This is a genomic window from Pseudoalteromonas sp. XMcav1-K, from assembly GCF_044005875.1.
Taxonomy (GTDB): Bacteria; Pseudomonadota; Gammaproteobacteria; order Enterobacterales; family Alteromonadaceae; genus Pseudoalteromonas; species Pseudoalteromonas spongiae.
This window is the reverse complement of the sequence record NZ_JBIPJE010000030.1, coordinates 1-15916: the sequence shown is the minus strand read 5'-3', so window position 1 is coordinate 15916 and position 15916 is coordinate 1. Positions and strand designations below refer to the sequence as shown.

At 41.0% G+C, this 15916-nt stretch carries 17 protein-coding genes; 4 read left to right on the top strand and 13 right to left on the bottom strand.

What is annotated here, in order from left to right; all coding sequences use genetic code 11:
• Positions 1 to 108: 108 nt before the first annotated feature.
• Both ACHSBP_RS04385 and ACHSBP_RS04380 read left to right on the top strand, forming a co-directional pair.
• Positions 109 to 1173 (top strand): sensor histidine kinase, encoded by a 1065-nt coding sequence (locus ACHSBP_RS04385; RefSeq protein ID WP_040641592.1) that lies wholly within the window; start codon positions 109 to 111, stop codon positions 1171 to 1173.
• A gap of 2 nt (positions 1174 to 1175) precedes the next feature.
• The gene (locus tag ACHSBP_RS04380; protein WP_010560227.1) at positions 1176 to 2000 is read left to right on the top strand and encodes a LytTR family DNA-binding domain-containing protein; all 825 of its coding nucleotides are present in this window, start codon (positions 1176 to 1178) and stop codon (positions 1998 to 2000) included.
• Positions 2001 to 2145: 145 nt separating this feature from the next.
• On the opposite strand, the gene ACHSBP_RS04375 is transcribed toward ACHSBP_RS04380, so the two are convergent.
• On the bottom strand, positions 2146 to 3081 hold the full coding sequence (locus tag ACHSBP_RS04375) for an NAD(P)-dependent alcohol dehydrogenase (RefSeq protein WP_010560226.1): 936 nt from the start codon (positions 3079 to 3081) through the stop codon (positions 2146 to 2148).
• Between the two features lie 113 nt (positions 3082 to 3194).
• On the opposite strand from ACHSBP_RS04375, the gene ACHSBP_RS04370 reads away from it, so the two are divergent.
• On the top strand, positions 3195 to 3755 hold the full coding sequence (locus ACHSBP_RS04370; RefSeq protein WP_010560225.1) for a TetR/AcrR family transcriptional regulator: 561 nt from the start codon (positions 3195 to 3197) through the stop codon (positions 3753 to 3755).
• A gap of 79 nt (positions 3756 to 3834) precedes the next feature.
• On the opposite strand, the gene ACHSBP_RS04365 is transcribed toward ACHSBP_RS04370, so the two are convergent.
• The 12 genes from ACHSBP_RS04365 to ccoN all read right to left on the bottom strand — a co-directional run bounded on the left by ACHSBP_RS04365 (position 3835) and on the right by ccoN (position 14795).
• Positions 3835 to 4827 (bottom strand): ATP-dependent 6-phosphofructokinase, encoded by a 993-nt coding sequence (locus tag ACHSBP_RS04365; RefSeq protein ID WP_395388217.1) that lies wholly within the window; start codon positions 4825 to 4827, stop codon positions 3835 to 3837.
• A gap of 127 nt (positions 4828 to 4954) precedes the next feature.
• Entirely contained in the window at positions 4955 to 5857 is a 903-nt protein-coding gene (gene ttcA, locus ACHSBP_RS04360; protein WP_010560223.1) for a tRNA 2-thiocytidine(32) synthetase TtcA, read from the bottom strand.
• Between the two features lie 58 nt (positions 5858 to 5915).
• Positions 5916 to 6845: a universal stress protein UspE gene (gene uspE / locus ACHSBP_RS04355; protein WP_054980106.1), complete on the bottom strand. Its 930-nt coding sequence runs from the start codon at positions 6843 to 6845 to the stop codon at positions 5916 to 5918.
• 80 nt (positions 6846 to 6925) lie between these two features.
• Complete coding sequence (locus ACHSBP_RS04350; RefSeq protein ID WP_395388216.1) at positions 6926 to 7657, bottom strand: FNR family transcription factor; 732 nt, start codon at positions 7655 to 7657, stop codon at positions 6926 to 6928.
• A gap of 47 nt (positions 7658 to 7704) precedes the next feature.
• Entirely contained in the window at positions 7705 to 8367 is a 663-nt protein-coding gene (locus tag ACHSBP_RS04345) for a sulfite exporter TauE/SafE family protein (protein WP_010560220.1), read from the bottom strand.
• On the bottom strand, positions 8357 to 8527 hold the full coding sequence (ccoS, locus tag ACHSBP_RS04340) for a cbb3-type cytochrome oxidase assembly protein CcoS (protein WP_010560219.1): 171 nt from the start codon (positions 8525 to 8527) through the stop codon (positions 8357 to 8359). Before ccoS ends, ACHSBP_RS04345 begins: the two co-directional genes overlap by 11 nt.
• A gap of 14 nt (positions 8528 to 8541) precedes the next feature.
• A complete protein-coding gene (locus tag ACHSBP_RS04335) occupies positions 8542 to 10911 on the bottom strand; it encodes a heavy metal translocating P-type ATPase (RefSeq protein WP_395388215.1) in 2370 nt (789 codons plus the stop codon).
• Positions 10912 to 10914: 3 nt separating this feature from the next.
• On the bottom strand, positions 10915 to 11406 hold the full coding sequence (locus ACHSBP_RS04330; RefSeq protein ID WP_010560217.1) for a FixH family protein: 492 nt from the start codon (positions 11404 to 11406) through the stop codon (positions 10915 to 10917).
• 158 nt (positions 11407 to 11564) lie between these two features.
• Positions 11565 to 12512 (bottom strand): cytochrome-c oxidase, cbb3-type subunit III, encoded by a 948-nt coding sequence (ccoP, locus tag ACHSBP_RS04325; RefSeq protein WP_010560216.1) that lies wholly within the window; start codon positions 12510 to 12512, stop codon positions 11565 to 11567.
• Positions 12509 to 12697 (bottom strand): cbb3-type cytochrome c oxidase subunit 3, encoded by a 189-nt coding sequence (locus ACHSBP_RS04320; protein ID WP_010560215.1) that lies wholly within the window; start codon positions 12695 to 12697, stop codon positions 12509 to 12511. Before ACHSBP_RS04320 ends, ccoP begins: the two co-directional genes overlap by 4 nt.
• Positions 12698 to 12703: 6 nt before the next feature.
• On the bottom strand, positions 12704 to 13354 hold the full coding sequence (gene ccoO, locus ACHSBP_RS04315) for a cytochrome-c oxidase, cbb3-type subunit II (protein WP_010560214.1): 651 nt from the start codon (positions 13352 to 13354) through the stop codon (positions 12704 to 12706).
• Between the two features lie 10 nt (positions 13355 to 13364).
• Positions 13365 to 14795, bottom strand: coding sequence for a cytochrome-c oxidase, cbb3-type subunit I (gene ccoN, locus ACHSBP_RS04310; RefSeq protein ID WP_010560213.1), 1431 nt, complete (start codon positions 14793 to 14795; stop codon positions 13365 to 13367).
• Between the two features lie 335 nt (positions 14796 to 15130).
• Here ccoN and ACHSBP_RS04305 point away from each other — a divergent pair, with 335 nt between their 5' ends.
• Positions 15131 to 15526 (top strand): hypothetical protein, encoded by a 396-nt coding sequence (locus ACHSBP_RS04305; protein WP_010560212.1) that lies wholly within the window; start codon positions 15131 to 15133, stop codon positions 15524 to 15526.
• Positions 15527 to 15916 lie beyond the last annotated feature (390 nt).

Here is a 15916-nt window from a genome sequence, read left to right as displayed (position 1 = left end):
TTGCAACTGCCTTGCGATGAGTTGCATGGAAAGCAAGGTAGCTGTCAGTGCCTTTCTGGCCCACATTCTTATAATAAGAGATACCAAGTATACATGAATTTAAGAATTTTGAACTGGCAAAGACTAGTAGAAGACAGACAAAAGTTTTTTTGGGTATTACAAATAGCCGGCTGGGTTGGTTATGCCTTAGTAAACTATATTGGCTCACGCGTTTTCGAAATGCGCGACATCTACGTATTTGTTATCGTGCTAAATGCCTATGCAGGATGCTTGTTAACGATCCCTCTGCGTTATTTATATCGTAAGATTTGGAATGCCAAGCCGCTATTTTTGATTTTTGTGGTATTTGTCGCCTCCTATATTGTCGGTACATCTTGGTCAGTTATTCAAAAATTTAACTTGTGGGAAATTTATCGCCATGGTTATCGCCCTGATGAATGGTTTTATTATTTCAAACAAGGCTTAGATTCAGTTTACATTGTGCTGTGTTGGAGTGGTTTGTATTTTGGTATTAAATACTATCAACTACTGCAAGGCGAAAAGCAAAAGGCGTTAAAAGCCAATACCATGGCACATGAAGCGCAATTAAAAATGTTGCGTTATCAACTTAATCCACATTTCTTATTTAATACGCTTAACGCAATTTCGACGTTGATTTTGGTAGAAGAGAATAAAAACGCTAACCAAATGGTCTCTAAGTTAAGTGAGTTTTTACGTTATACCTTAAACACCGATCCCATTAAACGCGTGCCGTTTGAACAAGAACTACATGTTTTGGGGTTATACCTTGATATTGAAAAAGTACGCTTTGACGATCGCTTAAGCATAGAAATTGATGTAAGCGAAGAAGCAAAACATGCGCTGGTACCCAGTATGATTTTGCAGCCCTTGATTGAAAACTCAATTAAGTACGCCATTGCCAATTTAGAAAGTGGTGGGGCGATAGCAATTAAGGCACAGGTGTTTGCTAACGAATTATTATTAGAAGTATCCGATAACGGTCCTGGTACGGATATCAGTGAGGGTGAATTAGTGAAAAGTTCAGGCGTAGGGCTTGCAAATACGCAAGATCGCTTAAAGACGCTTTACGAACATAACTATTCATTTGTATTATCTAACAATCAGCCGCAAGGTCTTGTTGTAAATATACGTATACCGTTTGAAAAAGGATAACCATGAACACAATAAAAACACTTATTGTTGATGACGAACCTCTTGCACGAAAGGGGTTATCAATAAGGTTAAGAGATTTCCCACAAATTGAAGTAGTGGGCCTTTGTAAAAACGGTGAAGAAGCGTTGGCGGAATGTAAACGTCAGCAAGTAGATCTAATGTTTTTAGATATACAAATGCCAGGGTTGTCGGGGTTAGAAGTTGTAAAACAACTGTCTGAATCGGCGTTAGGGATCCCTGCAATTGTATTTGTTACTGCATTTGATCAATACGCAGTGAAAGCATTTGAAATTCACGCATTAGACTACCTTCTTAAACCAGTAGACGACAACAGATTGAAGAAGGCGGTAGAAAAAGTGCAAACATATTTAAAATCACAAGAAGATACAAGCCATAAACGTAAACTTGCTAGCTTTGTTGCGGGTATTACGGGTAACAACTGTGAAGAAATTCTTAAAAAGCTTGCTGCTGGCGATAAACTAGAAGAAACCCGTTTCCCAGAGTCCATTGCGGTAAAAGAGCAAGGCGAAATTGTTCGTGTGCAGGTGAGCAGTATTCAATGGGTTGACGCCGCAGGCGACTACATGTGTTTACACTGTGCTGATGGTAAAACACATATTTTACGCAAAACCATGAAAGAGCTGGAAGCCGAACTTGATCCAAAAGAGTTTGTGCGCGTACACCGTAGCGCTATTGTAAATAGCAAGCAAATCAACAAGCTAGTCACGCAGGTAAGTGGCGAATACTTACTGGTACTAGAAAACGGTCAAGAATTAAAAGTAAGCCGCAGCTACCGCGATAAAGTAAAAGCCGCCTTAGCGAGCTAAGTTGATAAATCGCTAGCATGCAGTATCTGTTGCGCATATCGAGCAACAGATACTTTATTCACGGCGTGTTGCCAAATTTTCACTGTGGCAATTTAATCGCGCTTCTTATGTTTCACTTCTCAATTGCTAATAACCAATAGCCAAATTATTCGAAATTGAGCACAACACGACCACGTCGCCCTTTTTGTAAAAATCGTGAAATAGCACTTTGGTAGTCTTCGAATAGAAACTCACTATCAACACAGGTTTGGATTTCCCCTTGCGCGACCCAATTTGCGATCTGTGTTAATTTTGCGCTATCACCTTTATCCACGTACAAGTATTTGGTTTTTCGCTTTCTAAATGCATTCATAACAAAACTTAAAAAGTGTTTGTTAGGCTCAGCAGGTATAAAGACCCCATCACTCACTAGCAAGTGCTTAACTTGTTTATATAATTTTGTATTGGATAAGTCTAAAACAACGTCGTACTTGTCTTTTAAAGATTCTAAAGGGCTCGCGTGATAGTCGATTACATCATCGGCGCCAAATGATTTTAAAAATTGCAGATGTTTATCACCTGTAAGCGCTGTGACGTGTGAGCCAGCGCGCTTAGCAATTTGAATTGCATATACACCAAGTCCGCCTGATGCACCGATTATAAGCACTTTGCTGTTACTCGTGAGATTAACTAATTCGTTAAGCGCAACATAACTTGTTAGTGCACCAAGCGGTAGGGCCGCTGCGTGTGAAAACGACAAGTTCGCGGGTATTTTTGCAATGTATTGCTCGTGTACGCTAACAAATTCTTGGTGAGTTTTATCGCTTTTTAGCAGATTGACGTAACCAAAAACCCTGTCGCCTTTTTTAAATGCGTGACCATCCGTTGCCACTAGACCTGAAAACTCGATACCCGTCTTAACTGTGTGGTTATTTCTTGCCAATTTAAGAAACAAATCATACTTACCTTTCGCAAACTCTAAATCGATTAAATTAATCGTTGTGCTTTTAACTTGAACTAGTACTTCTCCTTCACCAACTAGTGGCATGTTCAAATCGCGTTTAATTACTAATTGCCTATTTTCAGCGACAAGTCCTTTCATATTTCACCTTATATAATTATTAGGTCACTCGACCTATTGTTATGTTTGGTCAGTCGACCTAAAATGTCAATAGTTGGTGTATTTAAAATTTTAACGTTAGTAGATATCCCGTAATGACTAAACAAAACGATAAAAATAAAAAGATATTGCAGGTGGCAACTCAGTTATTAAAAAGTGAAGGTGATATGGGCTTGACGATGCGTAAAGTGGCAACCTCAGCAGGTATCTCGCTTAGTAACGTGCAATATTATTACACCAACAAAAATGTCCTGCTTCAGGCGATAGCAGATCAATATTTTGATGATTGCGTAACACAGTTAAAGCAACAAACTCCGCTTGAGAACTTTGAGCAGTTACAAGTGTTAATTACATCTCAGCTTAATTATGCTCGAGAAGTATCGGATATGTGTCGAATATTCAGAGAGTATTGGGCGATTTCAACACGAAATGACGATATAAATGAATATTTACGCCGCTACTATGAAACGGTGTTTACGGTGATATGCGATGTGTTAAGGCCGTTAAGCAGTGATGATTGCACGCTTAAAACATCAGCAGCACTGCTTGTGTCTTTTGTTGAAGGTTACTCAGTAACAGGTAAATTTATGCCTGTTGAGAGTGAGCGTATCGCAAGTACCTTACTAGAGGCTGTGCGTGGCAGTTTAACTAAGTAATAAGCTTTGTCACCCAGCAACAATTAAAGTGTTTGCTGGGCGCAGTGAAAGGGGCTTGGTAGGCCAAAGCTAATCGGTTTTAATCTAAATTAAAGTTCAACTGGTTAAGACGTCTGATAATTTTCTGATTATACGTGTTTCTGTAACTGGTGGCGCTAAAGGCAGTTTCGGTGGCGGTGTTATTTAGCATGCCAACCATAATATTGCTTTTATTCGCTTTTATTGCTTCAACCGCCGCGACACCTAACTGAGTTGCGAGTACTCTGTCAGGCGCAACCGGACTGCCGCCGCGTTGAATATACCCTAAAATCGCTGCTTTGCTGTCTACACCGGTATAGCGTTCGATTTTCTTACTCAAGTCATGAGCGCTAAAGCTAAGAGAATTTTCCGCCATAACGATAATGTAGCTGTCGGTTCGATGATTGCGAATGGCTTTATTGATGTTGACGAGTAGGTTATCAATAAACTGAACTTCGTCTTCAATAATTTCTTTGCAAACAATATGTTCCGCACCAGAACCTATGGCGGACTCAACCGCTAAAAAGCCACAGTTTCGGCCCATTACCTCAACAATAAAAATACGCTCAAACGCGTTAGCGGTATCGCGAATTTTATCTATGCTGTCGAGCGCGGTTTCTACTGCGGTCCAAAACCCGATTGTTTGATCTGTGCCGTTAATATCGTTATCTATGGTGCCTGGAATACCAATGATATTACCTTGCCACAGTTCGCTAATAGCTAAACAGCCTTTAAAACTGCCATCACCACCAATCACAATTAATGAGTCGATGTTATTGCTGTCTAAGGTGTCAACTACGCGTTTTGGACCACTACTGTCAAGCATTTCAGGGCAGCGCGCTGACTTTAAAATGGTACCACCTTTACGAATAATATCGTCGACTTTATGGCAATCAAGGGTAATAAAGTGATTGTCAATTAACCCGTTATAACCGCCGATAAATCCAAGTACCTGATACTGATATTTTTCAGCTTGCAGTGTTACGGCGCGAATAGCGGCATTCATGCCGGGCGCATCGCCGCCAGAGGTAATTAATGCAATTTTTTTAGACATAGTAACGCGAGCCATATTGAGGGCTGATAAGCCAATACTAGTAAAAAACAGTATTAAATTAAATAGTTGTTTGATATGAAAAAGAAAGCCGAAGCTTCCTTTTATAAAGAGATAAGTAGTAAATTGATTAGAGTTGTATAACGTTCACGTCTTGTTCGTCAATTTCTAACCCAACGGGTACCGCAGGCACATCAGGTTTATCAAGGGCGATATCACCTTCATCAATCTGCGAATCTTTATTTAACTCAGCAAAATTAAAGATTGATGGGTCCGCTAAATGCGATGGCACCACGTTTTGCATTGATGTAAAAATAGTTTCTACACGGCCTGGGTGAGTTTTATCCCATTCATTTAACATTGCTTTAATGTGCTTACGTTGCAAGTTTTCTTGCGAACCACATAAGTTACACGGAATAATTGGAAATTCTCTTGCTTCAGCGTATTTTACAATATCTTTTTCTTTACAGTAGGCAAGTGGACGAATAACCATGTGCTGACCATCATCGCTTAATAGCTTTGCTGGCATACCTTTCAATTTGCCACCATAAAACATATTTAAGAACATGGTTTCAATCATGTCATCACGGTGGTGACCGAGTGCGATTTTAGTTGCGCCCATTTCTTTTGCTGTACGGTATAAAATACCGCGACGCAAGCGTGAGCACAGTGAGCAGGTGGTTTTACCTTCAGGAATTTTATCCTTTACGATGCTGTAGGTATCTTCTTCTACGATTTTAAACTCAATGCCCAGAGACTCCAGGTATTCAGGTAAAATATGCTCAGGGAAACCAGGTTGCTTTTGATCTAGGTTGATTGCAAAAAGCTCAAAGTTAACCGGCGCAGAGCGTTGCAAGTTTTGCAAAATATCAAGCAGTGTATAGCTGTCTTTACCGCCTGATAAGCACACCATTATGCGGTCGCCTTCTTCAATCATATTGAAGTCTGCAATTGCTTGACCAGTAAAACGACGAAGTCGTTTCTGTAACTTATTAAGGTTATATTTCGCTTTAGCTTCTGCTGAATGCGACATACAAATACGCCCCTAGAACAAATAAAGGGGCGTATTATAGGTGAAAATATTAGCGAGGTTAAGACTTATCTAAAGGGCTTTTATAACCTTGTGGTTTTAAGGCTAATACATCGCAATTTAAACTATCAATTACATGTTCAGCGGTGTTACCAATAAGTGCTGCACTAATGCCAGTGCGCCCAACGGTGCCCATGACAACCAGTTCTGCATCTAATTGGTTTGCTACTTGTGGCAGTACATCTTCAGGTAAGCCTTCGTTAATATAGCAATGACTTGGCTCGACTTGATATTGCTCTGCAAGCTTATGGGTAGTTGCAACATGGTGTGCCTTTACTGACTCTGCGTATTGACCTGCGTCGAATTCTGGAATTTCAATTGCAATATTAACCGGTGTACCTGGATAGGCATTGACTAGGTTAAGATTACCGTCAATTAAATCAGCCAGATAAGCGGCTTCTTTCATAATTGTATGGTTAAGCGCTTGATGGGTTTCTTCTTCGCTTGATGCATTAACTGCAGCTAAAATTTGTCCGCCTGCTGGCCAATCATGCTCTTTTACAAGTAACAAAGGCACTGGGCATTTTCGAATTAGGTGCCAATCGGTCGGCGTGAAAATAACCGATTTAAGCGTATCATGCTGGTGCGTGCCTTTTACAACCATGTCGTAGTTTTGCTCTAGCACCGCTTCAATAATGGATTCGAAAGGGCGGTTATGCCAAACCACTTGGCAATCCACTTTTATGTCACCGCCATGCTGGTTAATTAAAGATGTGATCCATTCTTTTCTGTCGTTGATAACCGCGTCGCGCATGGCATCGCGCTCTTCACGACTGAGCATAGTTGTCATCTCATATGAAAAGTCGTAAATAGACAAAAAGGCAGTAATTTGAGCGCCGGACTTCCTTGCCAACTCGAATGAGCGGTTTAGCGCGATTTGCTTATCTTTACTTGGGTCGATAACCGCAAGAATTTTTTTGATGGTATTCATAAAAACCTCCCAAATTATAAATTCAGTGTACTGGATCTATACTAATTTGAAAGGTTTCTAATAGATTATTTTGTTTTAGATCAAGACTTAATAGAAGCGACTTTGAATAATTCGTCAGCATCTAAAATGGTAATGAACTTACCTTCAACATTGATGATCTCGGCTTTTTGGAAGCGGCTTAATAAACGGCTGATAGTTTCAACGGTTAGGCCAAGGTAATTACCAATTTCACCACGGGTCATGGTTAAACGGAATTCTTTTTTACTAAAACCACGCTCACCAAAACGGGTAGAAAGATTCGCTAAAAACGCAGCTAGGCGCTCTTCAGCTGTCTTTTTGTTCAGCATCAGTAACATTTCTTGGTCGTAATTGATCTCATTGCTCATCATACGCATCACTTGGTGACGTAATTTAGGCAATTTCCCTGAAAGGTCATCTAATGTAGTGAATGGAATTTCACATACCATGGCTGTTTCCATCGCTTGTGCGTAGCTTTTATGGCTCATCGTGCTAATGCCATCAAAGCCAACAATGTCGCCCGCTAAATGAAAGCCAGTGATTTGCTCTTCGCCACTTTCAGTTAAGGTATATGATTTAAACGAGCCTGAACGCACGGCGTAAATAGAACGAAGTGGTTGTCCGGCTTCAAATAAGTAATCACCTTTATGAAGCGGTTTCTTTCGCTCGATGATGTCATCTAACTTGCCCATTTCTTCCGCGTTAAGAGAAACCGGAATACACAGCTGACTGATACTACAATCCTGACACTTAATCGCGCAGTTTTTCGATACTGATTTTTTGTTCAATTCCATGACACACCTAGAGAAAAGGAAATACCAGAATAATTTATACTAAAACCTTATAGTAACGCAATTATCAAAAGGTATAAACCGTAGAAAATGAAGATGTTACCAAACACCATACGCATCATCGTATGATTAAGTATTTGCTTAAATTTTTCTGCCGCAAATGCCAGTCCAACCATGGCAGGTAACGTGCCAATGGCAAACAACAACATAAAGGCAGCACCTTGCACTGCTGATTGGGTTGATATAGCAAAAAGCAGGGCAGAATAGACTAAGCCACAAGGCAACCAGCCCCACAACATACCATACGCAAGTGCTTTTGATTTTGTGTTAATCGGTAATAAGCGTTTGTTTAGTTTAACTAAATGTTGCCAGATAGCGACTTTACCAACACTTTCAATCCAATTAAGCGAAAACGTAAGGCGCATAATATAAAGTCCAACCAAAATCATAAACACACCGCTTAATATTGATAAAGCATGTGAAAATGAGGTTGATTGCGAAGCAAACTGCTGACTGATGCCTGCTGCCAGAGCACCGGCGATGCAATAGCTTAGTACGCGGCCTAAATTATAGAGTAGGGTATAGCGTTTAATTTGTGCTTTGTCTTTAACGGCGAGCGTTAATGATGACGCAACACCGCCACACATTGCTAAGCAGTGTCCGCTGCCTAACAACCCCATAATAAGCGCTGATATTAAGTGACTAGTTGTCATTACTTTTGTTGTGCTGCTCTTTATCGTCTTCGAATAATATGCTGTGTGCTTGTTTATCAAGATTATTAAACTGCTCACTGCGAACAGCCCAAAAGAACACGCCAATTGCGACAATTACCAACAAAATAGCGATGGGAATTAATACATAAATAATGCTCACTGTTACGTGCCCCTTTATTTAAGTAAACGTAATGAATTACCGATTACAATTAGTGAACTTGCCGACATACCGATAACAGCTACCCATGGCGGTACCATACCCATTGCCGCAAGTGGTAATATAGAACCATTGTAACATAGCGAAATAGCAAGGTTTTGCTTTATCACTCGGCGAGTCAATTTAGCGGTATTAAATAATCGACTGATGCCATTAAGTTCGCTGTTTAGCAAAACAACATCGGCGGTGTTTTTCGATATATCTGCACCCGATGCCATCGCAATTGATAAATGCGCGCTATTAAATACCGGGCTGTCATTCACGCCATCACCGACCATAGCAACAATTTTGCCTTGATGCGAAAGTTGCTCAACCTCTTTTTGTTTATCGCTTGGGCTACAACCTGTTTTTACATGATCAATATCTAAGCTTGATACTAGTTGTTTACCTGCAAGTGAAGGGTCGCCCGTTAAAACTTGCAGCTGTAAATTATTAGCTTTAAGTGCACTTAAGGTATCTGCCGCATGGTCGCGAATTTTATCCTGCAATTTAAAGCCCGCGATCACGCGCTCGTTTAGGTATAAAAACACGTCGTGCGTTGTATCTGCTACTTGGCAATGCCAGTTTGCTTTACCGATAGCAACAGTTTGCTGTTGGAATTCTGCAGAGATACCTTTTCCTGTTTCAATTTCAACATCACTAATTGCGACAGGTGGCACATCTAATTCGGTAAAAGCTTTACTAATAGGGTGCTCTGAATAGGTTTCCAAGGTTTTTGCCAGCGCGTAAACCTGTTCTAATGACACGCTGTCATCAAACAATTTGGTATCAAGTAAGGTGAATTTACCTTCGGTTAACGTACCCGTTTTATCAAACGCAATATCAGTAACCTTAGTTAAGGTTTCGAGCACGTGGGAGCGTTTAATTAGTACTCCTTGCTGGGTGAGTTTGGCAACAGCACAGGTAAGTGCTGTGGGGATAGCTAAACTCAGAGCACATGGACAGGTAGCTACCAGTACTGCGATGGTCACCCAAAACGCATGTTCTGGTTCGATGTGGTACCACGAAAAAGCGGTAATCGATGCAAATACAAGTAAACATGCCACAAACCATTGCGCCACTTTATCGGTAATTTCTGCGATTTTAGGGCGCGAAGTGAGCGCTTGATGTTGCAGGCGGACTATCTGATTGATAAGAGTGTCTTGCCCAATTTGGTTAACTTCAATGCTAATAACGCCATCATGATTGACCGTGCCGGCATAAACTTGGTCGCCAACCGTTTTTGCAACGGCGGCGTGTTCGCCTGTCATCATTGCTTCGTCAACAGACGTTTTACCGTCAATTAAAATACCATCCGCAGGGATTGTTTCACCTGCTTTGATCATCACTTTGTCGTTTAATTTAAGACGTTTTGCCGCAATGATTTCTTCTTCATCATTTACTAAACGGGCGGTAAGCGGTAACAGTTTTTGCAAGTTGGCAGTAAACTCAGAGGCTTTTAATCGGGCGCGGAATTCTAGATATTTACCTAACAATAATAAGAAGGTAAACATGCAGATAGATTCAAAATACACTTCGCCAGTTTCAAACACGGTTGCCCAGCAACTTGCACCATACGCACCAAAAATAGCAAGTGATACCGGTAAGTCCATATTCAGTTGCTTGGCTTTTAAACCGCGAATAGCTGACGTAAGAAATGGTAGGGCAGAGTAGAGAATAACCGGTGTGGCAAGCACTAAGCTGATCCAACGGAAGTATTGTTCAAAGCCTTCATCCATTCCTGAGAACATACCAAAGTACATGGCAAAAGCGAACATCATGACTTGCATGGTCATCAGGCCAGCGACACCTAACCTGCGCACATAGGATTGCGCTGTTTGTCGCTTTTGTTGCTCTTCGTGATCTTGTTGAAAGGGGTAGGCACGGTAACCAATGCGTGCCAATGACTCAATAATGGTACTGAGTTTTAGGTTAGACTGATCCCATTTTACCATGGCGCGATAGGTTGATGTATTTACATCAACACGCACCACGTGACCTAGATTAAGTAACTGTTTTTCAATAAGCCAAGCACATGCCGCGCAACTAATGCCTTCGACACTCAGCAAGATTTCTGCGATATCACCTTGCTTGGTGAGAAATTCTGACTGAATATCTTCATCATCGTAGCTTTGGAACATTTTAATCTGTTCCGGCACAAGTTCTTGAACTTTACCTGCGCTGTCGGTGCGGTATGTGTAATAATCCGACATACCTTGGTCGATAATCGCCTCGGCAACTGCTTGGCAGCCCAAACAACACATCGGCTTTTCGTCATTTTCAAAGGTAATGCTTAATGAAATACCTGCTGGAATAGGCTCTAAGCAATGAAAACAGTTTTTAGACATAGGTTACTTATATTCTGGCTTAATCTTAAATGCGCTGTCGTAAGGTAGTTTTATGTTTTCCTTTAATTTCCATTCGCCACCAATCGGTTCAATAAATACCGTGTAGCGTGCATCAAGCAATTCGTCTGTAACGCTTGAATACGCACCGTTGGCGTTAGGTGCTAGCATTAAGTCAACGTCTTTATCTTTTAATGTGGTGTGATAAAACGATACTTTTAGTGCTGCTGGCTTAAGTGAGTCGCCCTTTGTGAAATTAACGGTAACAACACCGTTACTAACGGTCAGGTCTGCGTGCAAGTAAAGTGCTTTAGCACGGTCAAACTTAGAGAGTTCTAAGTTAATTGCTTTGCCTTTTTTGTAGTAGTCGTCAACAACCATTGAAGGCCCTTTGTCAGACATATAAAAAAGCAGGGTAATACATGCGATAACGGCACTCGCTGGTACAAAGATGATAAACCAAGGCCAAAATTGTTTATACCAAGGGGTTGTAGACATAGTGAATAATCGTTAAATCAAATGTGGCGTTATTCTACTTGATGTGGTGTGAAAAGGGTAAAAAAAAGCTCCCGATTGGGAGCTTTTTTGATCTAGATTCGTACTCTTAACGCAATTTTAAAATTAGTTTAAATAACGCGTTAAGTTTAACTAATCAATTACTTATCTTGAGATAAGCTGTATACGTACGCTGTTAAGATATGTACTTTATCTTCGCCTAGGATATCTTTCCACGCTGGCATTACACCGGCACGGCCATTGCGAAGCGTTTCTTCAACCGCGCGTTGTGAACCACCGTATAACCAAACATTATCTGTTAGGTTAGGTGCACCAAACGCGTAGTTACCTTTACCGTCCATACCGTGACACGCAGCACACATTGCAAATTTAGCTTGGCCTGCAGCTGCATCTTTTTGGTTAACAGTACGACCAGAAAGGCTTAGTACATAAGCTGTCATTTCTTTAACGCCATCTTCACCAAGTGCATCAATCCACGCAGGCATTGCAGCAACACGACCGTGAAGAAGTGTTTGTTTGATAGCTTCAGGTGAACCACCGTATAACCAATCGTTATCCGTTAGGTTAGGGAAGCCTTGGCCGCCACGTGCATCAGAGCCGTGACACTGTGCACAGTTTTGCGAGAATAAACGTTGACCGATTTCTAGTGCTTCTTCGTTAGTCGCAAGATCTTTAATATCTTGTTTTGCGAATTGCTGGAATACCGGGCCGAAACGCTCTTCTGCAGCTTCCATTTCTTTATCAAGCTGTACGCGTTTGTCTGCGTTAGCTATTACAGCGTCTTTCGACTCTTGGATATTCAAAACACCTTGGTTTGAACTCGTCCAGTCTAAAACACCTTTAAAGTTACCCATACCCGGATAAAGGATAAGGTATACAACGCCCCATACGAAGGTTGCGAAGAACATAATTGTCCACCACTTAGGTAGTGGGTTGTTTATCTCTTCGATACCATCGAATTCGTGGCCACATGTTTCATTTTCTTCAACGCCTACGTAGTTCTTTAAGTTCCAAACTAGTAGTCCGAAGCAGATTGCTAAGCATGCTATGGTTAATACAATAACCCAAATGCTCCAAAACGTAGTCATTTCTCAGACTCCTTTTTTTCCTTTTCGCCAACTGTATTGTTATGTACGTTTTCGTCTTCGAAAATCGCGTTTGCTGCTTCATCAAAGTTCTTTTTAGAACGTTTGCTGTAAGCCCACCATACAATGGCAATAAAAAGTACTAATAATACCAGAGTAAATATGCCTCTGAATGTGCCGTAATCCATAGTGGTTTACTTTAAGTGAGTACCAAGCTGCTGTAGATACGCGATAAGCGCTTCCATTTCAGTTTTACCTTCAATAGATTTAACATCAGCTTGTAATTCTTCATCACTGCCGTAACCACGACCTGGATACGCTTCTTGGCTAATACCAAAGTTGTCACGGAACACTTGTAATTTCTTAAGTGTATGCGTTGTGTCAACTTTGTTTGTCGCTAACCAAGGGTAACCTGGCATGTTTGACTCTGGAACTACATCACGTGGGTTTACCAAGTGAGCATAGTGCCAATCGTCTGAGTAACGACCACCTACGCGAGCTAGATCTGGACCAGTACGCTTAGAACCCCACTGGAATGGGTGATCCCAAACGCTTTCACCCGCTACCGAGTAGTGGCCGTAACGCTCAACTTCGTCACGGAATGGGCGGATCATTTGTGAGTGACAGTTGTAACAACCTTCACGCACGTAGATATCACGACCTTCCATTTCTAACGCTGTTAGCGGACGTAAGCCATCTACAGGTTTTGTCGTATCTTCTTGGAACATTAGTGGTGTAATTTCCACAAGTGCACCAAAGCTGATTGCGAAAACCGTTAGGATAGCCATTAGGCCAACGTTCTTTTCAACAATCTCGTGTTTGTTTTGTGAATTATTCTGGCTCATACATTACTCCTTAAGCAGGCTGAGCTTCAGCTTGCAATGCACCTTTTTCAGCTGCAACAGTTTTAACAACGTTGTATAACATAATTAGCATACCAACAACGATGAATACACCGCCTACAAAGCGCATGAAGTAGAATGGATACGATGCTTCAAGTGACTGAACAAAGCTATACATTAATGTACCGTCAGAGTTAACTGCACGCCACATTAGACCTTGCATTACACCTGAAATCCACATTGCAACGATGTACAGTACAACACCTACTGTGTGTAACCAGAAGTGTGTGTTGATAAGCTTAGTACTGTACATGCGAGCTTGACCAAATAGGTTAGGGATTAAGTGATAAACCGCACCGATTGATACCATTGCAACCCAACCTAATGCACCTGAGTGTACGTGACCAACAGTCCAGTCAGTGTAGTGAGATAGTGCATTTACAGATTTAATTGCCATCATTGGGCCTTCGAATGTTGACATACCGTAGAAAGATAGTGAAACAACTAAGAAACGAAGAATTGGATCGTGGCGAAGTTTATGCCATGCGCCAGATAGCGTCATGATACCGTTAATCATACCACCCCATGATGGTACAAATAGAATTACTGACATAACCATACCTAAAGACTGAGTCCAGTCAGGTAGAGCAGTGTAGTGTAGGTGGTGAGGACCTGCCCAAATATAAAGCGAAATTAGTGCCCAGAAGTGAACTACCGATAAACGGTAAGAGTAAACTGGACGGCCAGCTTGCTTAGGAACGAAGTAGTACATCATACCTAGGAAACCAGCTGTCAGTAGGAAACCTACTGCGTTGTGACCGTACCACCATTGCACCATGGCATCTACTGCGCCCGCGTAGATTGAGTACGACTTAGTTAGGGAAACTGGAATTGCCATGCTGTTTACAATGTGTAAAACAGCAACAGTGATAATGAAACCACCATAGAACCAGTTAGCAACATAAATATGCGACACTTTACGCTTGATTAAGGTACCAAAGAATACAACCGCATAAGCAACCCAAACAACCGTAATTAGGATGTCGATTGGCCACTCTAGCTCAGCGTACTCTTTACCACTTGTGAAACCAAGAGGCAGTGTAATTGCTGCTAATACAATAACAAGTTGCCAACCCCAAAAGGTAAATGCTGCAAGCTTGTCTGAGAATAAACGCGTTTGACAGGTACGTTGTACAACGTAGTAAGACGTTGCAAATAGTGCACTTGTACCAAATGCGAAAATAACTGCGTTCGTATGTAACGGACGAAGTCGAGAGTAAGTTAACCATGGAATGTCAAAGTTTAACGCAGGCCATACTAGCTGAGCTGCGATGAAAACCCCGGCACCCATGCCAACAATGCCCCAAATCACCGTCATAATGGCGAATTGGCGTACAACTTTATAGTTGTATTCTGTTTGTGATGCTACTGTTGTTTGGCTCATTTTCCGGTTTCCGCTGCAATAAATTGCAATAAGAAATGAATTTCCCAGTTCTAATTAAAGAAATGGGGCCTCTAAAATATTTACCAAATTCGTTACCTTACTAACTCGAACTTTTTTGTACGACTAAAGTCAAAGATTAAGCTGGCAAGAAAACAAACCCAGTAAAACTCTTTTTTTGCATGAGAAATAATAAAATTTTTGCTTTTAAAAAGATAGCGCATTTGCCCAAAATTATGACCTCAATCAAATATTCTCGGTGAGGGTGATTTATTTTTGTGCAAATTTAGTCTAAATTCGCGGCCATCTTACAAACGCCCGTTATTGAAGAGAAATTAATGCGCATTTTAACCATCATTTTTACAGCACTAATTTTAACAAGCTGTGGTGAGTTTAGTCGTTCACAAAAAGCACCGAGTAAAGAGCAACACATAAACTCTTCTGAGCTCAAAATTAATGAACAAACCGTCAAACCAGAAACCGAGTTTGAGATTGTTTTTACCCCGCGTAATAAAATTGACATCATCGACGCGCATATTGAAGGGGTAAATATGTATATGGGAAAAATCCCATTATTTTTTTCGCAAAAAGATGACTCAACTTATCACGCCATGGGCATGGTTGGGGTATGTAGCAAGCGCGAAATGGTGTGGCAAATTCAGCTACGTTACCGTGATGTTTCAAGCCAGCGTGAAAAAACAGCAACTCTCAACTTTGTCGTAACAAATGCTTAACTGAGCGTCTACAGATGTAGCTTGGTTACAATTGATTACATCTGGTAACGCACGAAAACGAGTATCAATAAAAGCACGTTATTAGTGTGTAACATGCTGATAAATAAGCGGTACAGATGTTATTTCTGTTAATCTAATAGTAACAAACGGCGCATCCTAAGCGCCGTTTTTTATATCTGAACAAAAGCTGAACTCGCATTCAGTTTTCATTCATTTTCACAAGCCTAGTTTGCTGCATCCGTTTTCAGATTTCTCCCTGGTTTTATATCCGAAGCCATGTTTCTAGCGTCAATTTAGGAACAACAATCTGTATCTGAAAGTGGGTAATGCAACAAGTTATTCACTTAGTTGAAGTGCTTTCAACTAAAGGGTTAGACAACTAATAAAGGT